21 protein-coding genes are annotated in these 21,985 nt (G+C 62.0%); 19 read left to right on the top strand and 2 right to left on the bottom strand.

All coding sequences use genetic code 11. From position 1 onward, the window contains the following. Positions 1-74 precede the first annotated feature (74 nt). The 19 genes from AMC88_RS17155 (at position 75) to ureG (ending at position 17,157) form a co-directional block, all read left to right on the top strand. Entirely contained in the window at positions 75-1,979 is a 1,905-nt protein-coding gene (locus tag AMC88_RS17155) for an acid phosphatase (RefSeq protein ID WP_064825546.1), read from the top strand. Between the two features lie 190 nt (positions 1,980-2,169). Next, positions 2,170-3,462: an urea ABC transporter substrate-binding protein gene (gene urtA / locus AMC88_RS17150; protein ID WP_012484980.1), complete on the top strand. Its 1,293-nt coding sequence runs from the start codon at positions 2,170-2,172 to the stop codon at positions 3,460-3,462. A 109-nt stretch (positions 3,463-3,571) separates the two neighbouring features. Beyond that, positions 3,572-5,197, top strand: coding sequence for an urea ABC transporter permease subunit UrtB (urtB, locus tag AMC88_RS17145; RefSeq protein WP_012484979.1), 1,626 nt, complete (start codon positions 3,572-3,574; stop codon positions 5,195-5,197). Continuing rightward, complete coding sequence (gene urtC / locus AMC88_RS17140; protein WP_012484978.1) at positions 5,194-6,357, top strand: urea ABC transporter permease subunit UrtC; 1,164 nt, start codon at positions 5,194-5,196, stop codon at positions 6,355-6,357. Before urtB ends, urtC begins: the two co-directional genes overlap by 4 nt. 5 nt (positions 6,358-6,362) lie before the next feature. Further along, on the top strand, positions 6,363-7,118 hold the full coding sequence (gene urtD / locus AMC88_RS17135; RefSeq protein ID WP_012484977.1) for an urea ABC transporter ATP-binding protein UrtD: 756 nt from the start codon (positions 6,363-6,365) through the stop codon (positions 7,116-7,118). A gap of 76 nt (positions 7,119-7,194) precedes the next feature. Further along, positions 7,195-7,713: a hypothetical protein gene (locus AMC88_RS17130; protein ID WP_012484976.1), complete on the top strand. Its 519-nt coding sequence runs from the start codon at positions 7,195-7,197 to the stop codon at positions 7,711-7,713. Positions 7,714-7,731: 18 nt separating this feature from the next. Then, positions 7,732-8,427, top strand: a complete 696-nt coding sequence (gene urtE, locus AMC88_RS17125; protein WP_012484975.1) for an urea ABC transporter ATP-binding subunit UrtE — start codon at positions 7,732-7,734, stop codon at positions 8,425-8,427. Positions 8,428-8,577: 150 nt separating this feature from the next. Next, positions 8,578-9,399: an urease accessory protein UreD gene (locus tag AMC88_RS17120; protein ID WP_016733929.1), complete on the top strand. Its 822-nt coding sequence runs from the start codon at positions 8,578-8,580 to the stop codon at positions 9,397-9,399. 28 nt (positions 9,400-9,427) lie between these two features. Then, positions 9,428-9,730 (top strand): urease subunit gamma, encoded by a 303-nt coding sequence (locus tag AMC88_RS17115; RefSeq protein ID WP_003561955.1) that lies wholly within the window; start codon positions 9,428-9,430, stop codon positions 9,728-9,730. A gap of 9 nt (positions 9,731-9,739) precedes the next feature. Further along, positions 9,740-9,991, top strand: a complete 252-nt coding sequence (locus AMC88_RS17110) for a DUF1272 domain-containing protein (protein ID WP_012484973.1) — start codon at positions 9,740-9,742, stop codon at positions 9,989-9,991. A gap of 10 nt (positions 9,992-10,001) precedes the next feature. Further along, positions 10,002-10,307 (top strand): urease subunit beta, encoded by a 306-nt coding sequence (locus AMC88_RS17105; protein WP_012484972.1) that lies wholly within the window; start codon positions 10,002-10,004, stop codon positions 10,305-10,307. Positions 10,308-10,318: 11 nt separating this feature from the next. Continuing rightward, the gene (locus AMC88_RS17100; RefSeq protein WP_012484971.1) at positions 10,319-10,726 is read left to right on the top strand and encodes a lysozyme inhibitor LprI family protein; all 408 of its coding nucleotides are present in this window, start codon (positions 10,319-10,321) and stop codon (positions 10,724-10,726) included. A 16-nt stretch (positions 10,727-10,742) separates the two neighbouring features. Further along, the gene (locus AMC88_RS17095) at positions 10,743-11,381 is read left to right on the top strand and encodes a Urease operon accessory protein (RefSeq protein ID WP_170960042.1); all 639 of its coding nucleotides are present in this window, start codon (positions 10,743-10,745) and stop codon (positions 11,379-11,381) included. 101 nt (positions 11,382-11,482) lie between these two features. Then, positions 11,483-13,195, top strand: coding sequence for an urease subunit alpha (ureC, locus tag AMC88_RS17090; RefSeq protein WP_012484969.1), 1,713 nt, complete (start codon positions 11,483-11,485; stop codon positions 13,193-13,195). A 32-nt stretch (positions 13,196-13,227) separates the two neighbouring features. After that, positions 13,228-13,899, top strand: coding sequence for a TIGR02117 family protein (locus AMC88_RS17085; RefSeq protein WP_012484968.1), 672 nt, complete (start codon positions 13,228-13,230; stop codon positions 13,897-13,899). Between the two features lie 326 nt (positions 13,900-14,225). Further along, the gene (locus AMC88_RS17080; protein ID WP_041683753.1) at positions 14,226-15,086 is read left to right on the top strand and encodes a GGDEF domain-containing protein; all 861 of its coding nucleotides are present in this window, start codon (positions 14,226-14,228) and stop codon (positions 15,084-15,086) included. 83 nt (positions 15,087-15,169) lie between these two features. Further along, positions 15,170-15,778: an urease accessory protein UreE gene (gene ureE / locus AMC88_RS17075; RefSeq protein ID WP_012484966.1), complete on the top strand. Its 609-nt coding sequence runs from the start codon at positions 15,170-15,172 to the stop codon at positions 15,776-15,778. A 6-nt stretch (positions 15,779-15,784) separates the two neighbouring features. After that, positions 15,785-16,456 carry an urease accessory protein UreF gene (locus AMC88_RS17070; RefSeq protein WP_012484965.1) on the top strand — a complete coding sequence of 224 codons (672 nt, stop codon included), beginning with the start codon at positions 15,785-15,787 and terminating at the stop codon, positions 16,454-16,456. An 89-nt stretch (positions 16,457-16,545) separates the two neighbouring features. After that, the gene (gene ureG, locus AMC88_RS17065) at positions 16,546-17,157 is read left to right on the top strand and encodes an urease accessory protein UreG (RefSeq protein WP_012484964.1); all 612 of its coding nucleotides are present in this window, start codon (positions 16,546-16,548) and stop codon (positions 17,155-17,157) included. A 106-nt stretch (positions 17,158-17,263) separates the two neighbouring features. Here the strand turns inward: ureG and AMC88_RS17060 are convergent, their stop codons facing one another. Beyond that, a complete protein-coding gene (locus AMC88_RS17060) occupies positions 17,264-20,593 on the bottom strand; it encodes an efflux RND transporter permease subunit (RefSeq protein ID WP_012484963.1) in 3,330 nt (1,109 codons plus the stop codon). Positions 20,594-20,605: 12 nt separating this feature from the next. Next, positions 20,606-21,796 (bottom strand): efflux RND transporter periplasmic adaptor subunit, encoded by a 1,191-nt coding sequence (locus AMC88_RS17055; RefSeq protein WP_012484962.1) that lies wholly within the window; start codon positions 21,794-21,796, stop codon positions 20,606-20,608. Positions 21,797-21,985 lie beyond the last annotated feature (189 nt).

Here is a 21,985-nt window from a genome sequence, read left to right as displayed (position 1 = left end):
TATTTTTGAAGCCGCTCTGTCACACGAGCCCTCTAACTCTCCCGCCGTTCCTCCAACCATTTCAGGTATCATCCATGTCTGTTTCAAGCCTTTTTCGCCTGAGCACCGCTCTCGTCTGCCTCGTTTCGATCGTGCCGTCGCTCGCCGGCGCCGAGCAGGCCACGGCGGCGAAAGCGCCTTATGTCGAGGCCGGAAACACCAACAAGCGCGGTGACGCCTGCTTCTCGACGGTGGACACTAATGCCGCCGTTCACCTTCTCTCCGGCTTCCTGGAAGTCTGGACCCCGCGCACACCGTTTGTCGACGCCGGCGTTGAAGCACCGACCAAGGACAATTGCCCAGCGGTCGCCAAGACGGATTGGGACGGCATTCCCTTCAGCAAGACTGACGGCCAGATCGTCAACAAGCTCGTCCATGATGCGAACATCGCCTATGTCGTCAAGGCGACCAAGGCGCGGACAGCCGAGCAGGCTGTTGCCGCCTATCTCGACGACCGGCGCGGCAAGAATGCCAGCATCGTCGACGGCCTCGGCCCGCTGACCGATGCCTGGAAGGCCGGCTCCAAGCAGACCACCACCATCACCGAGGTGGCGGCCGACGCGACGACGGTCAAATATGACGACAAGGGCAATAATCGCGGCGCCGGTAGCAAGCCGGACACCGAAAACAGGACCGATGCCAACCCGGATATGGGCCTCGCCATCGACTTCATCAATGCCGCAAGCGGCGACGGTTCGACGGAACCTGCCAAGCGCTATTTCAAATATGGCCGTCCCTACCGCTGGAGTCAGGACGTATCCGTTGTCCCGACGCTGGAGCCTGCCAAGAGCGGCAAGCCCGTCGAGGATGGCGGGTTCCCGAGCGGTCATACGGCGGAAGCCTGGCGGGATGCGCTTGCCATGGCCTATCTCGTACCGCAGCGTTTTCAGGAAATGATCACGCGCGCCAGCGAAATGGGTGAAGACCGCATCCTTGCCGGCATGCATTCTCCGCTCGACGTGATGGGCGGCCGGATGCTCGGCACCGCCACCGTCGTCTATAACCTGAACAAGACCGACAATGCCGCGCTGAAGCGCGACGCTTACGCCCAGGCGCAATCGTGGCTGATCGCCAAATCGGGTGTCCAGGATGCAGGCGCGCTCGAAGTTGCCGCCCATGCAGCGCCGCTTGCCGCAGACCGTTTCGCCGATCATGACGCCAACCGCGCCTATGTACTGCAGCGCCTGAGCTACGGCATGCCGACGATTCATGCGACCGATCGGCCGGCCCGCGTGCCGCAGGGCGCCGAAGCGCTTCTCGAAACGCGTCTTCCCTATCTCGACGGCGAACAGCGCCGTGAGGTGCTTGGCACAACGGAGATCGCTTCCGGCTATCCGCTCCTCGACGACGCGGAGGGTTACGGCCGCCTCAACCTGTTTGCTGCCGCCGACGGATATGGCGCCTTCGATCAGGACGTGACCGTGACGATGGATGCGGCAAAGGGCGGCTTCAATGCGATCGATACCTGGCGCAACGACATCGGCGGCAAGGGCAAGCTGGTGAAGCGCGGCAGCGGCATTCTCGGCCTTTCCGGCGCCAACAGCTATGCCGGCGGCACCGTGCTGGAAGAGGGGGCGCTGGTTGCCGGCTCGCCCTCGGCCTTCGGCACTGGCGGGCTGACGGTCAATGGCGGCTCGTTCGTCGTGGCGGCCGATAAGCCGGTGGCCGTGGGCGGCGATTATCAGCAGTTCGCCAATGCAACGGCAAAGCTGGCGCTCGGCGTGAACGGCGCCGGCACGCTTGTCGTCGCCGGTAAAGCGGCGCTCGCCGGCGACATTGACGTCACGCTTGCCCATGGCTTTGTCCCGGCGCCCGGGACGAAGATCGAGATCCTGAAGGCTGGCAGCATCACCGGCAGCTTCGGCAAGTTCACGATCTCCGGCCACAGGGCGAGCCTCTCCTACGGCGCGACCGCGGTTACTCTGACGATCGACGGCTGATTTTTCGCCGCGAAGCGAGAGGGCATCCCCGGCTGCGGGGATGCCCTTTGCTTTTTCGGCCTGCGCATTTGACCCCCTGGCCTACGTCATTTTGCGTATGTGTTTTCGCGCTGCAGCACCCGATAGTCCCCTCGGCAACAGTTCACTTCCGTTTCAGGCCTGTTGCGGAACAAGAGAGGGGATCAACCAAATGAATCTCAAATCCATTCTTACCGGCGCTGCGCTCGGCGCCGTCATGGCGGCGTCGGCCGCCTTCCATGGTGCAGTTGCTGCCGACGATACGATCAAGGTCGGCGTGCTGCATTCGCTCTCCGGCACGATGGCAATTTCCGAAACCACGCTCAAAGACGCCATGCTGATGCTCATCGACGAGCAGAACAAGAAGGGCGGCCTTCTCGGCAAGAAGCTCGAAGCCGTCGTCGTCGATCCGGCCTCCGACTGGCCGCTCTTTGCCGAAAAGGCGCGCGAGCTGATCGAAAAGGACAAGGTCGCCGCCGTGTTCGGCTGCTGGACGTCGTCCTCGCGCAAATCCGTCCTGCCGGTTTTCGAAGAACTGAACTCGCTGCTTTTCTACCCCGTGCAGTATGAAGGCGAGGAATCCTCGCGCAACATCTTCTATACCGGTGCTGCGCCGAACCAGCAGGCGATCCCGGCTGTCGATTACCTGATGAAGACCGAGGGCGTGAAGCGCTTCGTGCTCGAAGGCACCGACTACGTCTATCCCCGTACGACCAACAAGATCCTTGCAGCCTATCTCGAATCCAAGGGCATTCCGAAGGAAGACATTCTCGTCAATTACACGCCCTTCGGCTTCTCCGACTGGCAGACGGAAGTCGCCAAGATCAAGGAATTCGGCTCGGCCGGCAAGAAGACCGCCGTCGTCTCCACCATCAACGGCGATGCCAACGTGCCCTTCTACAAGGAACTCGGCAATCAGGGCATCAAGGCAACAGACATCCCGGTCGTCGCCTTCTCGGTCGGCGAAGAAGAGCTGGCCGGTCTGGACACCAAGCCGCTCGTCGGCCATCTCGCCGCCTGGAACTACTTCGAGTCGGTCGAAAGCCCGGCCAACAAGAAGTTCATCAAGGAATGGCATGCGTTCACCAAGAACGACAAGCGCGTGACCAATGACCCGATGGAAGCTGCCTATATCGGTTTCAACGCCTGGGTGAAGGCCGTTGAGGCCGCCGGCACCACCAATACGGATGCCGTTCTCGACAACATCATCGGCGTCACCGTGCCGAACCTCTCCGGCGGTTATGCGACCGTCATGCCGAACCATCACATCACCAAGCCGGTGCTGATCGGCGAAATCCAGGCCGACGGCCAGTTCGAAATCGTCCAGCAGACGCCTGCCGTCGTCGGCGACGAATGGTCGGATTATCTGCCGGACTCGAAGGACCTGATCTCCGACTGGCGCAAGCCCCTCAACTGCGGCAACTTCAACGTCGCAACCGGCAAGTGCGGCGGCAAGGGTTCCTGACACACTTGTTCCGTCGACAGACTGAAGACTTCCGTCCGGACCTGATCCGGGCGGAAGCTCGTCCTTACCGCTGCGCCGAAAGGCCGATGACCATCGAGGCGAGAGAGCGATGTTTCGCGCCATCAAGATTTTTCTTCTGACATTGTGCCTGATGTTTTCGGGGCTGACGCTTCCGATGGCCGGCCTTCGCGCGCAGGACGATGTGCATGCCCTTGTCGATGCGCTCGGCGTCGGCGGCTTTCCCGAACGCGAGGCGGCCATCCGGGCGCTTGTCGCTTCCGGGGATTCGCATGTCAGCCGCATTCTGCAGCAACTGAGCGACGGCCAGCTCTACGTCAATTCGGAAGGCGGTCCTGTGCTCGTGCACGGCGGCACGGAGGACGAGCCGACCTATTCCGACCCGATCAGCGGCGAGGCGATCGCCGACCTCGATCCCGACATGATGTCGAAGGTCAAGATCAACAATGCGCTGCGCACGACCATCACGACGATGATGAGCCAGCTGACGCTGCTGAGCCCGGACCGTTCCGCGCGGCTCGCTGCTGCCGAGGGCATGCTCAAGGATGCTGATCCCACCAATCTCGATCTGCTGAATTCGGCTCTGTCAGCCGAGAAGGACGGCGAGATCAGGAATACGATGGAAGCGGCGCGCGCCGTGATGACGCTGAAGAGCGACGCCGGCATCGAAGACAAGAAGGCTGCGATCGACACGATCGCCGCCCGCGGCGGCCGCGATGCGCTGACGATCCTGACAACGGCGATGACGACCGCGCCTGACGATCTGAAACCGGCGATCCAGGCCGAGATCGATACGATCAACCGCGATCTCGCACTCTGGGATATCGTCCAGAACGTCTGGTACGGCCTGTCGCTCGGCTCGGTGCTGCTGCTTGCGGCCATCGGCCTAGCCATCACCTTCGGCGTCATGGGCGTCATCAACATGGCGCATGGCGAAATGGTGATGATTGGCGCCTATACGACTTATATGGTGCAGGAAACGATTGCCTCGGCCTTTCCTTCGCTTGCCGATTATTCGCTGGCCTTCGCGGTGCCGGCCGCCTTCCTCTTCACCGGCCTCGTCGGTCTCGTCATCGAACGTTCGGTGATCCGCTATCTCTACGGCCGGCCGCTGGAAACGCTTCTCGCCACCTGGGGCGTGTCGCTGATCCTGCAGCAGGCGATCCGCAGCTATTTCGGCCCGACCAATCGCGAGGTCCGCAATCCGAGCTGGATGTCCGGCGCCTTCGATTTCGGCGGGTTGGTCATCACCTGGAACCGGCTCTGGATCATCGTCTTTTCGCTGGTCGTCTTCCTGGCACTGCTGATGCTGCTCAAGCGCTCCGCCTTCGGACTTCAGATGCGGGCGGTGACGCAGAACCGGCGCATGGCCTCGTCAATGGGCATTCGCACCGGCTGGGTCGACGCCTTCACCTTTGCGCTCGGCTCGGGCATTGCCGGCATGGCTGGGGTGGCGCTCTCGCAGATCGACAACGTCTCGCCGAACCTCGGCCAGAACTACATCATCGACAGCTTCATGGTCGTCGTCTTCGGCGGTGTCGGCAATCTCTGGGGCACGCTGGTCGGCGCCTTGTCGCTCGGCGTCGCCAACAAGTTCCTCGAGCCCTTCGCCGGGGCCGTGCTCGGCAAGATCCTGGTGCTCGTCCTCATCATTCTGTTCATCCAGAAGCGTCCGCGCGGGCTCTTCGCACTCAAAGGAAGGGCGGTGGAAGCATGATAACGGCCTTCCTTCTCCGGGCTCTCGATCGCAGGATTTCCGTCGCCGCCGCGCTGCTGCTGGCGGTCGCCATTCTGGTGCCCGTCTTGAACCTTGCGACCGGCCCGACCCATCCGCTGCACATTCCGACCTATATCATGGCGCTGTTCGGCAAATATCTGACCTATGCGCTGCTGGCGCTGGCGCTCGATCTGGTCTGGGGCTTCTGCGGCATCCTCTCGCTCGGCCACGGCGCCTTCTTCGCGCTCGGCGGTTATGCGATGGGCATGTATCTGATGCGCCAGATCGGCTCGCGCGGCGTTTACGGCGACCCTGTTCTGCCCGACTTCATGGTGTTCCTGAACTGGAAGGAACTGCCCTGGTTCTGGTACGGCTTCGACCAGTTCTGGTTCGCGGCGCTGATGGTGCTTGCAGTGCCGGGCCTGCTCGCCTTCGTCTTCGGCTGGTTTGCCTTCCGCTCGCGCGTCAACGGCGTCTACCTCTCGATCATCACCCAGGCGATGACCTATGCACTGCTGCTGGCCTTCTTCCGCAACGACATGGGCTTCGGCGGCAATAACGGCATGACCGACTTCAAGGATATCCTCGGCTTCAACATTCAGGCCGACGGCACGCGCGCCAGCCTCTTTGCCGCGACTGCGATTTTCCTGGCGTCGTCGCTCGTCATCGCTTCGGCGATCGTGCGCTCGAAATTCGGCAAGGTGCTGGTCGGCGTGCGCGATGCCGAAAGCCGTACGCGCTTCCTTGGCTACCGCGTCGAGCATTTCAAACTCTTCACCTTCGTCGTCTCGGCGATGATGGCGGGCATTGCAGGTGCGCTCTACGTTCCGCAGGTCGGCATCATCAATCCGGGCGAATTCGCGCCCGCCAACTCGATCGAAGTCGTCATCTGGACGGCAGTCGGCGGGCGAGGCACGCTGATCGGACCGATCGTCGGCGCGATCCTCGTCAATGGCGGCAAGACAATTTTCACCGGCCTCTTCCCGGAGTTTTGGCTGTTTGCGTTGGGCGGCCTCTTCGTCGCCGTCACGCTGTTCCTGCCGAAGGGGGTGGTCGGCACGATAGCGCACTATGTCGCCCGGCGGAAACCCGTTGCCGAAGCTGCCCAGCCGGCAGCTGAGGAAGACGACATCGAGCCGAAAATCCAGGCAGCGGAGTGAAGGCTATGATCCCAGACGTCAAACCCAACAGCGTGCTCTATCTCAGCGGCGTCTCCGTTTCCTTCGACGGCTTCAAGGCGCTGAATTCGCTCTCGATCGTCATCGAGCCCGGCGAGCTTCGCGCCATCATCGGCCCGAACGGCGCCGGCAAGACGACGATGATGGATATCATCACTGGCAAGACACGGCCCAATGAGGGCGAAGTGTTCTTCAACGGCTCGATCGACCTGACGAAGAAGGACGAGGCCGATATCGCCCAGCTCGGCATCGGCCGAAAATTCCAGAAGCCGACGGTCTTCGAAAGCCATACGGTCTGGGACAATCTGGAATTGGCGCTCAACCGCCGCCGCTCGGTGTTTTCGACGCTGTTCTATCGGCTGTCAGGTGAGGACAAGGCACGCATCGATGAGATCCTCGAGACGGTGCGGCTGACGCACCGGCGGGACGAATTGGCCGCCAACCTCTCGCACGGGCAGAAGCAGTGGCTGGAGATCGGCATGCTGCTGGCGCAGGAGCCGAAGCTGCTGCTCGTCGACGAGCCGGTGGCCGGTATGACCGACGCGGAAACGGCGGAGACGGCGATCCTGCTGAAGGACATTGCCAAGACCCGCTCGGTCGTCGTCGTCGAGCACGATATGGGCTTCATCCGCGATCTCGGCGTCAAGGTGACCTGCCTTGCGGAAGGCTCAGTGCTGGCCGAGGGATCGATCGATTTCGTCAGCTCCGATCCCAAGGTAATCGAGAACTATCTGGGGCGGTGATCAATGCAACTTAGAGGCTTGAACCCGACAAGAGAAAACGCTCTAAAACGGGTGGGGTTTTTTGTGGGAATTCATCATGGCTTTTCTCGGCATTCTGGTCGTAGCGATCAGCGGCGCGGCCGTTTGGTATTGGCGTTTGAAAATGATGCGTGAGGCGGGAAGCGAGATCATCGATTCCGTCGAGCGCATGCGGGGCGTCTATAAGCGCGGGAAATTACGAAAGCAGGCAGCGGCAGCGCCGCTGGCGTCAATCGCCGATCCGGCGATTGCGGCGGTGGCCTTCTTCTTCTGCCTCGCCAAGGAAAAGCCAATCCATCTCGACGCTGCGAGAGACGTCGTCCGCAATCGCATGAAAGGCATCATCCGGCCGGGCGACATGGAAGAGGTTCTGGTTTTCGGTGAGTGGGCGTCGAAGAACGTCACCAGTCCCGAAGATCCGATCCGCCGGTTCCGGGATCTTTGGCTAAAGGCGCTCGACATGCAGGAGCGCCAGCAACTGATCGGCATTGCCGAGGACGTGGCCGCGGCCGGCGGCGAAAGAACAAACGAACAGGAGCACGCCTTGCAGACGCTGAGGCGCACACTGATGAACTGATGGGGAATGGGTGAAGGGATGCTGACAGTCGAAAACGCAAATCTGCATTATGGCGCTGCGCAGGCGCTGCGCGGCATCTCGATCAAAGCGGAGATGGGCAAGATTACCTGCGTGCTCGGGCGCAACGGCGTCGGCAAGAGTTCGCTTCTGCGCGCCGTGACCGGCCAGCATCCGCTGTCGGCCGGCACCGTCACCTTCAACGATACCAGGCTGAATGGCCTGCCGCCCTTTGCCCGGGCCAAGCAGGGCATCGGCTACGTGCCGCAGGGACGCGAAATCTTTCCGCTGCTGACGGTAAAAGAAAATCTCGAAACCGGCTTTGCACCGCTCGGCCGCCGCGACCGCAACATCCCCGATGACATCTTCAGCCTCTTCCCGGTGCTGAAGTCGATGCTCTCGCGTCGGGGCGGCGATCTTTCCGGCGGGCAGCAGCAACAGCTGGCGATCGGACGCGCCATGGTGACGCGGCCGAGGATTCTCGTACTCGACGAGCCGACCGAGGGCATCCAGCCGTCGATCATCAAGGATATCGGCCGGGCGATCCGCTACCTGCGTGATTCCACCGGCATGGCGATCCTGCTCGTCGAGCAATATCTCGATTTCTGCCGGGAGCTTGCCGATTACGTCTATATCATGGACCGCGGCGAAATCGTGCATGAAGGACTTGCCGAGAGCCTCGATACGCCGGAGGCTCGTCGTCACCTGACCGTTTGACCGGCAGATGCCGTTTTTTACGGCAGGGGTTGCAACGCTTCGCCGGTCTCCCCTGCGGGCCGCGGGCATTCCTCGGACGGCATGGGAATTGCTTGCTTTCCATCATCCGCGCGATTGATAAAAGCCGATGGCGCGACTGAAGAGGACGACATGACGATTGCGGCGGCGAGCACGAGACCGCAAAGAGCGGAAGGACGCGGACATCTGGCGGCAAAGCTGCTCGACGGCCGCACGCGTCTCCGCGAGCTCTATCAGGAGGGGGCGGCGAAGATCCGCCTCCCGGATACGTTCGATGCCTCGATGGAAGCCGTCATCATCAACACCGCTGGCGGGCTGACCGGCGGCGACCGGATGGACTGGAGCGTCGTTGCCGGCGCCGGCACCAATATCGACGTCACCACCCAGGCCTGCGAGAAGATCTACAAGGCATCGGCCGGTACCGCAGAAGTGACGACCCGCATCGAAGTGGGGGTGGGGGCGCGGGTCGACTGGCTGCCGCAGGAAACGATCCTGTTCGATCGGGCAGCGCTCTTCCGCCGGCTCGATGTCGATCTCGACGAGAGCGCCGAATTCCTGGCCGTCGAAGCCGTGCTGCTCGGCCGCAAGGCCATGGGGGAGACGGTAGACACGGGTCTCTTTCGCGACCGCTGGCGCATCCGCCGCTCCGGCCGGCTAATCCATGCCGAGGAGCTCAGGCTTTCCGAGGGTGTCGCGGCGCTTTCAGCGCGCCAAGCGGTGCTCGGCGGGCAGGTCGCCTTCGCGACGCTGCTTTATGCCGGGCCGCTGGCGGAAGCCTATCTCGGCAGAGTCCGGCCCCTCCTTGAGGGCGCGATGGGCGGCGCAAGCGCCTGGAGCGACAAGCTGGTCGTGCGCCTTGCGGCGGCCGACGGCTTCACGCTGAGAAAAATCCTGATCCCTGTTATTTCCGTCTTGCGCAATGATGCGCCTGTGCCGAAAGTCTGGAATCTCTAAAGCTAAGCATGAAGCAGATGGGCAAGCAATGAACCTCACTCCGAGAGAAAAAGACAAGCTGCTGATATCAATGGCGGCGATGGTGGCGCGGCGGCGGCTCGAGCGCGGCGTCAAGCTGAACTATCCCGAAGCGATCGCGCTGATCAGCGACTTCGTCGTCGAAGGCGCCCGCGACGGCCGCCCTGTCGCCGAACTGATGGAGGCCGGCGCCCATGTGATCGGCCGCGATCAGGTGATGGAAGGCATTGCCGAGATGATCCACGACGTGCAGGTCGAGGCGACATTCCCCGATGGCACCAAGCTCGTCACCGTGCACGAACCGATCAGGTGAGGAAATAGAATGCTGGAACTCAGACCCAATTGCGAGTGCTGCGACAAGGATTTGCCGCCGGAGAGCATGGAGGCGCGGATCTGCACCTATGAATGCACCTTCTGCGCCGATTGCGTGGACAATGTGCTGAAGGGCGCCTGCCCGAATTGCGGCGGCAATCTCGTCGCGAGGCCCATCCGGCCAGCGGCCATGCTCGCCAAACATCCGGCATCGACGAAACGCGTGCTGAAGGCCGAGGGCTGCGCGCCCAGGGCAGCTTGAGGAGAACGAGATGATTCCGGGCGAAATCATTGCCGCAAGCGGCGACATCGAACTCAATGCCGGCGCGCCGACGGTGACGCTGGAGGTTTCCAATACCGGCGATCGGCCGGTGCAGGTCGGCAGCCACTATCATTTCGCCGAGACCAATGCCGGCCTCTCCTTCGACCGCGCGGCCGCGCACGGCAAGCGGCTCGATATTCCCTCGGGAACGGCCGTGCGTTTCGAACCGGGGCAGACGCGCTCGGTGACGCTGATCCCGCTTGCCGGCAAGCGGGAGGTCTATGGTTTCCGTCAGCTGGTGATGGGCAAGCTTTAACGGGGGGATGCATGCGTTTGAACATCTGCCTCATCGGAGCGGCGATGCTGCTGGCAGCGGGTAGTGCTTTTGCTCAGGACATCGATTGCCAGAATCCCAAGACCCAATCGGATATGACCTCCTGCGAAGCGGCGCGTCACGAGACCGCGGACAAAGCCCTGAATGCGCAATATAAGAAGACCCGCGCGGCTCTTGCGGCGATCGACAAGGATCTCGACGGCGACATGAAGGGTGCCGAGCAGGCGCTGGTCAAGGCGCAGCGCGCCTGGATCGATTATCGCGACGCCGAGTGCGACGCCTTCGGCTTCCAGGCTCGTGGCGGCACGATGGAGCCGATGCTGGTCGCCGGATGTCTCGCCAACATCACCGACAGACGCACGAAAGAGCTGAAAGAGCTCGAAGACACGATGGGCAACTAAGGTGATCGGGAAGATCGTGATCGTCGGCAATGGCGAGGTCGGTGAGGGAGAGGCAGGCATCATCGATGCCGCAGATTTTGTCGTCCGCTTCAACGATTGCCGTTCCTATGGCGCCGGCGGCAGCCGGACGGACGCCATCGCGGTCTGCAATACCGGTCGGCCGGCAAAGGCGATGCTCGGTTCACCGGAATGGCGCGCCCATCCCGGCGTCGTCTCGGCCCGCGAAATCTGGAGCGTGCGCGACCCGGAGAAATTCGCCGCGATGCGGGTGCCGCTGGACGTCTCGCATCCCGATCTCGACGATTTCTGCGACGACTATACCGAGGCATTCGGTGCTTTCTGCGCCGAGACCGGCAAGGCGCATGTCGTCATCGACAAATCGATCCACGAGGCCGTCGATGCGTCGCTCTCGGCTTTTGCGCCTGCGCCCTATGTCGTGCCGAGCAGCGGCATGATCGTCATTGCCGAAGTGCTGAGCAAATTTCCCGGAGCCGAGGTGATGTTGGCCGGCTTCGGTCACGTCGGCTGGGAATGGCACCCGTTTGCCGCCGAACGACAGCTTGTCGATGGTTATATTGCCGCCGGCCGCCTCAGGCGGCTCGGCGGAAAAACGCTAGAACAGGATGATTTTAGGCCCGGTTGGCCTAAAATCTGAATCCTGTTCTAAATTAAAGAGTTAGAGCATGATGTCGTCCGAAAACCGCACACACTTTTCGGCATCATGCTCTTGTCTCTTCCTCCTACGGAGCCTGATGGATGCCCTATAAGATCTCGCGCGCCGCCTATGCCGGCATGTTCGGACCGACCACCGGCGACAAGGTGCGCCTTGCCGATACGGAGCTCTTCATCGAGATCGAGAAGGATTTCACCACCTATGGCGAGGAGGTGAAGTTCGGCGGCGGCAAGGTGATCCGCGATGGCATGGGCCAGAGCCAGGTGACGCGGGCGGACGGCGCGGTCGATACCGTCATCACCAATGCGGTGATCGTCGATCATTCCGGTATCTACAAGGCCGATATCGGCCTCAAGAACGGGCGCATCGCTGCGATCGGCAAGGCAGGCAATCCCGATATGCAGCCAGGCGTCAACATAATCGTCGGCCCGGGCACAGAGGCGATCGCCGGCGAGGGGAAGATTGTGACCGCTGGCGGCATGGACAGCCATATCCACTTCATCGCGCCGCAGCAGATCGAGGAAGCGCTGATGTCGGGCATGACCTGCATGCTCGGCGGCGGCACGGGTCCTGCGCACGGCACGCTTGCCACCACCTGCACGCCCGGCCCCTGGCATATCGCCCGCATGATCGAGGCGGCCGATGCTTTCCCGATGAACCTCGCTTTTGCCGGCAAGGGCAATGCCTCGCTGCCGGGGGCTTTGACCGAAATGGTGCTTGCCGGCGCCACCTCGCTCAAGCTGCATGAGGACTGGGGCACGACGCCCGGCGCCATCGACTGCTGCCTGTCGGTCGCCGACGACTATGACGTGCAGGTGATGATCCACACCGATACGTTGAACGAAAGCGGCTTCGTCGAGGATACAATCGGCGCCATCAAGGGCCGCACCATCCATGCCTTCCACACCGAAGGGGCGGGTGGCGGGCACGCACCCGACATCATCAAGATCTGCGGCCAGCCGAACGTCATACCGTCGTCGACCAATCCGACGCGGCCCTATACGGTCAATACGATTGCCGAGCATCTCGACATGCTGATGGTCTGCCATCATTTGTCACCGTCGATCCCCGAGGATATCGCCTTTGCGGAAAGCCGCATCCGCAAGGAGACGATCGCCGCTGAAGATATCCTGCACGATATCGGCGCCTTCTCGATCATCTCGTCCGACAGCCAGGCCATGGGCCGCGTCGGCGAGGTGGCGATCCGCACCTGGCAGACGGCCGACAAGATGAAGCGCCAACGCGGCCGGCTGAAAGAAGAAAAGGGCGACAACGACAACTTCCGCGTTCGCCGCTACATCGCAAAATACACGATCAATCCGGCGATCGCCCATGGCCTCAGCCATGAGATCGGCTCGGTCGAGATCGGCAAGCGCGCCGACCTCGTGCTGTGGAATCCGGCCTTCTTCGGCGTGAAGCCCGACATGGTGCTGCTCGGCGGCTCGATCGCGGCAGCGCCGATGGGCGATCCGAACGCCTCGATCCCGACACCGCAGCCGGTGCACTACCGGCCAATGTTTGCCTCCTACGGCAAGAGCCTCACCAATTCCTCCGTCACCTTCGTCAGCCAGGCTTCGCTCGATGCCGGCCTGAAGGGCCGGCTCGGCGTCGCCAAGGAACTGGTGGCGGTGAAGAATACGCGCGGCGGCATCTCCAAGGCATCGATGATCCATAACGACCTGACGCCGGAGATCGAAGTCGATCCGGAGACCTATGAAGTCAGGGCGAATGGTGAACTGCTGACCTGCGAGCCGGCGACGGTGCTGCCGATGGCGCAGCGCTATTTCCTGTTTTAGGCCTGATCATCCATGCGCTCTGGACGGTTCCGATGAAATCAGGCATCCGCTGGCTGTTGCGGATCACGGTCCTGCTCATTGCTCTGGCAGCGGGCGGAACCTTCATTCCCCGGCCGCTGATCGCCCCGGTCAAGGCGTCGTCCTCGGCGGCGACCCATCGGATTCTGCTTCTGTCGGGACCGATCCATACCGATATCGCCATTCCGCTCGACGAGGAAACGCGGGCCGCCTTTTCCTTCCTCGACGATCCCGGCTTTCCGCTCGGCCATCCGAACGCGGAATGGCTCGTCGTCGGCTGGGGCGGCCGCGCCTTCTATCTGGAAACGCCCACTTGGGCGGACCTGAAGCCGCTGCCGGTACTACGGGCTCTGACGATCGACCGTTCGGTGCTGCATGTGGATCTCGCCGGCCATATCACCGAGCCGCAGTCGGCCGTGACGGCATTCGATATCAATGACGAACAACTGGCGCGGCTGCGTCGCTTCATCTCGGACAGCTTTGTCCGCGAAGCGAGCGAAGTGAAGGTGATCTCAAACGCAGGGTACGGCAAGATTGACCGGTTCTTCGAGGCCAAGGGCTATTTCAATGCTCTCTTCGGCTGCAACACCTGGACTGCCGCAGCACTCCGCTCGGCCGGGCTTCGAACCGGCTTATGGAATCCGCTCCCACAATCACTGCGATTATCTGCTGGTGTCTACAATTGATGCAGCTGCCGACCAGTGCGCATGTAAACGGAATTGTGAACGCTACTCTCCATCTGGTTGTAGAAATCTATTGTAGAGCCCAGGTTTTCCACAGGTAGGCCATTCTGGAGCAGATGCTTATTTTTCCCAGATAAAGTTGTTCTGCAATAGCATGGTTGTTCAGCAATCCTGTCCAATTCAGGGATCAATGTTTGCATCCCCTGCTAGAAAAAATCATTCCGACAAATCGTCAAAAGCCGCTCGAATTTTAACGAGTTGATTAAGACACCCGCAGCAATTGGGCTCTTATCAATGCCGTGCAACGCCGGGCAGGAAGGTCGATTCTCATGAGAAGCTGGATGTCGCTGCAGGCCGGTTTCGGCGATTTTCAATATCGCAGGAACGTCTATCTCTTTGCGCTGAGGATGAGCTTTGTTGCTGTCATTCTCTCGGGCGTCATCCTCGCGCTGACGATACCGCCGCTCGGTTTTTTCGGGCTGCTGCCGATGACCCTTTCGCATGCGATCGGCTTCGGCGCCGTTTTTTCCTGGCTTGTCGGCGGCACAGTTTGCGGCATGCTGTCGCTGGCCGCTGGGTTTACCATGCATGAGCTGACGCTTTCGCGGGCGGAGTTCGAAAAGCTCAGCCGCACGGATACGCTCTCCGGGCTGTTGAACCGCCGCGCCTTCACGGAGGCGCTCGACAAAGCCGAGGATAATGCCTCGCTTGTCATTTTCGACGTCGACCGGTTCAAAGCGATCAACGACCGTTTCGGCCACGCCTGCGGCGATGCCGTCATCACCGCGGTCTCGGCCGTGCTCAGATCCGCTTTCGACGAAATGTCCGTCGTTGCACGGTTGGGTGGGGAGGAGTTTGGCGTCATCGTCTCCGGCGAGCTGGAGGCGCGGCTGAAGCGCATCGAAGGGGTGCGAGCCCGGATCGCAAGCGGCGCTATCGCGGCCGACGGGCACGATATCCGCATCACCGTTTCCGGCGGCGTTGCTGATCTCGCTGCCGGGCGCAGCAAGCAGGCGGTGTATGCCTCGGCGGACCGGGCACTCTATCTCGCCAAGGCGCTCGGGCGCAATCGCGTCGTGCACGAAAGGGAAGGCCTGCATCACGCCTGGCACGGGCTCGCCGATAACGGCTTCGATGCCAAGGGCAGGGGCGCTGAGAGCGACAACGTGATGCAGGCTTACGGGATATAAAAGTCCTGACCTGAGCAAAAGGCCATTGGTGCTTGCGCCGGGAAAGGCTATTTTGCGTGCTCGTCTCAGCAAACGGACCTATCATGCAGCGCGTCACTTCCTATCTTCCCGCCGGTACCCCGTCCTCCCATCCGACCGCCCAGGTCAAGCTGCCGCACGATCTGCGCCATCTGCGCCGCAAGCTGCTGCATCTGGAAAATGGCGAGATGGTCATGCTCGATCTCAAGGACCCGGTGCTCTTCGCCAATGGCGACCTGCTGGTGCGCGAAGATGGGGAACTGATCGAGATTCTGGCTGCCGACGAGAAGCTCTTCGAAATTCGCGGACGCGACCGCACGCATCTCGTTGAGCTCGCCTGGCATCTCGGCAACCGTCATCTTGCCGCCCAGATCGAGGAGGACCGCATCGTCATCCTGCGCGATCATGTCATCCGCAACATGCTGCAGGGGCTCGGCGCCACGGTTCTTGAGATCAATGAGCCCTTCCAGCCTGCGCGCGGCGCCTATCATTCCCATGGCGGGCATTCGCATGATCACGGTCATGCCGCCCATGATCATGGTCATGCCGCTCATGACCACGGTCACAACCATGATCATGATCACGGTCACGCACACGGCCATGACCACCAGCATGATCATAACTGCGACCACGATCATGACCACGGGCATCATCACGGCCACAAGCACGATTGAAGCACAATGACCGGGGATCGCGAGTTGCAGGCCTTGCTGCGCCTGACGGCGTGGCTCTCGCCGGCCTTTCCGATTGGTGGTTTTGCCTATTCGGGCGGGCTGGAACGGGCGACGGCCGATGGGCTCGTCATCGATGCCGCCTCGCTTGCCGCCTGGATCGCCACATTGATCAGCCATGGTTCGGTCTGGAACGACGCGGTGCTGCTGGCTGAGAGCCACAGGCAACAGCCGAGCCCCGCGTTCCTTGCCGAGATCACCGCTCTCGCCGAGGCCCTTGCCGGGTCGCGTGAGCGCCACCAGGAAACCATGCTGCTCGGTGATGCCTTTGTCGCGGCCGCGCGGGCCTGGCCGGATGAAGTGTTCGAGAGGCTTCCCGGCAAGACCGCTTATCCTGTCGCCGTCGGAGCGGTTGCGGGCGCGCACGGCATAGGGCTTGAGAAAGTGCTCGTGGCCTTCTTGCACGCCTATGCCTCGCAAGCGGTTTCGTCAGGCATCCGTCTTGGCGTCGCCGGGCAGCGGGACGGCGTTGCCGTGCTGGCCGGCCTTGAAGAGCATATCGTGGAGGTTGCCCGGCGGGCGGCAGCGTCGACACTCGACGAGCTCGGCTCGGCCACCGTGCAGGCCGATATCGCCAGCCTGCGCCACGAGACTCAGACGACGCGGTTGTTTCGCTCGTGAGGACGTCAATTAACCGCAAAAACTGCGTCATTTGACGGTGGCGCGCGCCGCCGCCATCGCTATCATCCGGTTCGATTGGAGTGAAATACATGAAATCAAGAAACGGACCCCTGCGTGTCGGCATTGGCGGGCCGGTCGGCTCGGGCAAAACGGCGCTGACGGAAAAGCTCTGCAAGGCGATGCGCGACGATTATTCGGTCGCCGTCGTCACCAACGACATCTATACGACCGAGGATGCCGAGGCGCTGGTACGGATGCAGGCTTTGCCGTCCGACCGCATCGTCGGCGTGGAGACCGGCGGCTGCCCGCACACTGCCATTCGAGAGGATGCGACGATCAATCTTCAGGCAATCGCCGGCCTGAACGAACGCTTTCCCGATCTCGACGTCGTCTTCATCGAGTCCGGCGGTGACAATCTGGCGGCGACCTTTTCGCCCGATCTCGCCGACATCACCATCTATGTCATCTCCGTCTGCCAGGGCGAGGAAATCCCGCGCAAGGGCGGGCCCGGCATCACCCGCTCGGACCTGCTCGTCATCAACAAGAAGGACCTGGCGCCTCATGTCGGCGCCGATCTCGAGGTGATGGACCGGGACGCGACGCGCATGCGCGCCTCACGCCCCTTCGTCTTTTCCGACATGAAGCGCGGCGACGGCATCAATTCGATCGTCAGTTTCCTCAGAGAGCAGGGCGGGCTCTGACTGGTTGAATCTGCCGCGGCAGATCGATCTCACTGACGGCGGCAAGAACGACAAAACGAACGGGCCGGGAGTAATCTCCCGGCCCGTTTCATTGTCTGGATTTGGCTTATTCCGCTGCGAAGGGCGGCAGCCGCAGAACGTTGGTGTCGTTGCCTTTGGCGTTTTTGCGCTTGCCTTCCGGCTTTTCGATCGCGGTCAGGCGCTCGTCCAGCGCATCGATGTCGCTGCGGTTCTCGCGGGCAACGCGAGTGAGATCCTCGCGCGACAGCGGCAGGTCCTCCTCGTCCTTCCGGCCGACCAGGCGGCCGAACATCCAGCCGAGCAGGCGGGACAGGTCGTCCATGATCAGGAAGAAGGACGGCACGACGACGAGAGAGAGCACCGTCGAGACGATGATGCCGCCGATCACGGCGATTGCCATCGGCGCGCGGAACGAGCCACCTTCGCCGACACCGAGCGCCGACGGCAGCATGCCCGCCGACATGGCGATCGAAGTCATGATGATCGGCCGGGCACGCTTGCGGCCGGCTTCGACCATGGCCTCGACACGGGCCATGCCCTGATGGCGCATCTCGATCGCAAAATCGACGAGCAGGATGGCGTTCTTGGTGACGATCCCCATCAGCATCAGAATGCCGATCATGACCGGCATCGACAGCGGATTGCTGGTGATGATCAGAGCCGCCGCGACGCCACCGATGGCAAGCGGCAGCGAGAACAGGATGGTGAAGGGCTGGATCACGTCCTTGAAGAGCAGGATCAGCACCGTCAGCACCAGCAGAAGACCCATCAACATGGCGTTGACGAAGCTCTGCTGCATCTCGGTCTGAACCTTGGTATCGCCGCTTTCGGCAAGGTGGACGGAGGCCGGAATGTTGGCGGCCTTGACGATCTCGCGGAAGCGGGCCGAGGCCGTGTCGAGCGCCACGCCCTGCGGCAGGTCGGAGCCGATCGCGACGACGCGGTTGCGGTTGTTGCGCTTGATCGAGCTTACGCCTTCCGAATAGTCGATATTGGCGACGCTTGCGAGCGGAACGGTGCCGCCGCTGGCGGTCTGGATCTTCAACGCCCGGATGGCCGCGAGGTCGCGGCGCATGTCGAGTGCTGCCTGCACCCGGATCGGGATCTGGCGATCGTCGAGCGAGATCTTGGCAAGGGCCGCATCGACATCGCCGATGGTGGCGACGCGGATCGTTTCGGAAATCTGTTGCGGCGTGATGCCGAGGCGGGCGGCCTCGTCCTTGCGCGGGTAGACCTGCAGTTCCGGACGGGGCAGGGCGCCGTCGGCGCTGACGTTTGCCAGCAACGGATCGGCGCGAAGCTTGGATTCCAGGATGCCGACAGCGTCGTTCAGGTCCTTCTCGTTCTTGGAAAGGAAGTTGAAGGAGAGGTCGCGTTCGCCGCGGTCGTTGAGCTTGAGGATATGGACGTCGGGAATATCGCGCAGCTTGGCGAAGACCTCCTTTTCAATGTCCCATTGCGGACGTTCACGGCCGTGAACTTCGACCTTCGGCAGCATCGGGCCGATGACCGGGATGTGGCCAAGCACGTCGTTGACCACCTTCTTGACCAACGACTGGTCGAGCTTGTCGAGCGCGAGCGTGATAGTCGCGCGGCGCAGTTCGAGTTCGCCCTTCGGCGATGCGCCGCCGAGGACGAAGACGCTTTCGACGCCGTTGATGTCCTTGACCCTGTCATAGATCGCATCGGTCGTCTTCTCGGTGTCGTCAAGCCGCGCATTCGGCGGCAGTTCGACGGAGAGAACGATACGCGAGGCGTCTTCCGGCGGCAGGAAGCTGCCTGGCACGAACATGAATAGCGATATGACCGAACCAACCGTGAAGAGGAGGGCCACAATCAACGTCGTATAACGCCAATACCACTTGCGAGTCGTGCCGGTGACAAGGCGCGTATAGCCCTTCATCAGCAGGCCGTCATTGTCATGATGGTCGTCAACGCCATCCTCGGCGCGCATGAGATAGGCGGCCATCATCGGCGTGATCAGGCGCGCCACCATCAGCGAGAAGAAGACGGAGAAAGCGACCGTCAGGCCAAACTGGATAAAATACTGGCCGGGAATGCCCGGCATGAAGGAAACCGGCACGAAGACGGCGATGATCGTGAAGGTGGTGGCGATGACGGCGAGGCCGATTTCATCAGCCGCCTCGATCGCCGCCCGATAGGGCGTCTTGCCCATCTTGATGTGGCGGGCGATGTTTTCGATTTCGACGATCGCATCGTCGACGAGGATGCCGGTTGCCAGCGTTAAGGCAAGGAAGCTGACGAGGTTCAGCGAGAAGCCCATCATGTCCATGACCCAGAAGGTCGGGATCGCCGACAGCGGCAGGGCGATCGCCGAGATCAGCGTCGCACGCCAGTTCCGGAGGAAGAGCAGGACGACGATGACGGCGAGCAGCGCGCCTTCGAGCAGCGTATGGATGGCGGCTTCGTAATTGCCGTAGGTGAAATAAACCGAATCGTCGATCATCTCGATCTTCACATTCGGGTTATCGGCTCTGACCTTGTCGAGGCTCTGCGCCACGGTTTCGGCGACGCTGACCTCGCTGGCGCCCTTCGAACGGAAGACACCGAAGGTGACAACAGGCGTGTCGTTGAAGCGCGAGAAGGATTTCGGCTCCTCATAGGTGTCCTTGATGACGCCGAGGTCGGACAGCTTGACGAAGCGGCCGTTTGGCAGCGCGATCGTCGTGTCGGCGAGTTCTGCGACATTGCGGGCGTCGCCGAGAACGCGGATCGCCTGTTCGCTGCCCGCCACCTGGCCGCGGCCGGAGCCGAGGTCGACGTTGGTGCCGCGCAGCTGCTGGTTGACGCTTGCGGCGGTGATGCCATGGGCATCGAGCTTGGCGGGGGTGAGTTCGATGCGCACTTCACGCTCGGCGCCGCCGTAGCGATCGACGCGGCCGATGCCGGCCTGGCCCTGCAGCGCGCGCTTGATCGTATCGTCGACGAACCAGGAGAGTTCTTCCAGCGACATGTCGGGCGACGACACCGCGAAGGTCTGGATTGCCTGACCTTCGACATCGACTTTGGTGACGATCGGCGTTTCGGCTGTCGCCGGCAGATCGCTGCGGATGCGATCGATCGCATCTTTGACGTCCTGCACGGCCTGTTCCGTCGGCACTTCCATGCGGAACATGACGTTGGTCTGCGAGCTGCCGTCGGTCACCGTCGACTGGATTTCGTCGATGCCGGTGATCGAGGCGATCGCGTCTTCGATCTCCTTCGTCACCTGCATTTCCAGTTCGGCCGGCGAAGCGCCGCTCTGCGTCACGCTGATCGAAACCAACGGCACGTCGATGTTCGGGAAGCGGGTGATCGGCAGCGTGTTGAAGGACTGGATGCCGATGAATATCAACAGGCAGAAGGCCAGCAGCGGCGCGATCGGGTTTCGAATGGACCAGGCTGAAAAATTCATCGAATGGTCTCTTTAGTTGGAAGCCGCGGGCTGTTCACGCACCGGCGTAATGTGGTCGCCGTCGCGGACATAAGCACCCGCTTTGGCCACGACCTCATCGCCGCTCTTCAATCCCTGAACGATCTCGACATAGGCGCCGTCCTGGATGCCGGTCTCGATCTTGGCGAATTTTACCACACCATCCTCGACCTTGCGGGCCGATGAGCCTTCATTGCCCGTCAGGACCGCGGTCAGGGGAAGCGATACGCCTTGTGTCTCGCGCACGACGATTTCAGCGCTGCCATACATGCCGGAGCGCGCCTTGCTGTCATCGTCGATGGAGATATGGACGAGGCCAAGGCGGGTGGTGGGATCGACGGTCGGCGACACCAGGCGCACGGCGCCGGAAAGCTTCTCGCGGCTGCCGGACAGCGAAATCGTCGCCTTCTGGCCGGCCATGATCCTGACGATGTCACTTTCGGCGACTTCGGCAACAAGCTCGATATCGCCGTCCCGGATGAGAGTGAACAGCGGATCGCCGTTGCCGGCGGCAATGGCGCCGACCTTGGCGTTCTTGGCCGCGATCGTGCCGGCGACCGGCGTCTTCACGTCAGTGCGGGCAAGCTTCAGATCCGCATCGGCGATCTGGCTGTCGAAGACCTTGAGATCGGCTTCGGCGACTTCGATCGCCTGTTCGGCGGAAACGACGCGGGCATTGGCGGCGGCGGCGGTCGCATCGGCCTGTTCGACCTGGGCGGTGGAAACGGTGCCCTTCTTGCCCATTTCCTGAGCGCGGGCCTGTTGCTGCCTGGCCTGTTCGGCGTTGGCCTGGGCTTCGATGAGTTGGGCGCGCAGCTGAGCAAGGCTTGCCTCGCCTTTGGCCTTCGTCGCCATCATCTGGCTTTTCTCTAATACCAGCGCATCATCGTTCAGGGTCGCCAGCGTGCTATCGGCCTGAACCTTGTCGCCAACATCGGCTTTCAGCGTGCGGATCGACAGTCCCTCGACCTGCGGTTGGATATAGACCTCCTCGACGGGCTTGACCGTTCCGGTGCCGATGACACGGTCGACGAGAGTGCGGTTTGTCGCCGTGGTAACGACGATCGCCGGCAGGTTCTGCTGCGGTTTTGCGACCGGCGCTTCCTGCGAAAATGCGGTGGATGCAGCCAATGCCGCTGCAAGAAGGGTGGATGCGCCTAAAAATCGGTTCGGCCTGCGTGCCATGCGTCGTCGTCCAATCTTGTAAGGTTGGCCGAACTCGCGCGTCTGTCCTTCAGCTCGCGACCAGGCCACTGCCTTTCCTGCATTCTCAAGGGTATCCGCACATCATTGCCGTCTTCATCCCTCGCCGGCAAATCGGCTTCTAATTGGTATCGATTTGCTCGATATGCAAGCCCGGCAGAAAACAATTCC

The sequence above is a fragment of the Rhizobium phaseoli genome (assembly GCF_001664385.1).
Classification (GTDB): Bacteria; Pseudomonadota; Alphaproteobacteria; order Rhizobiales; family Rhizobiaceae; genus Rhizobium; species Rhizobium phaseoli.
This window is presented reverse-complemented; position numbering and strand designations above follow the sequence as displayed.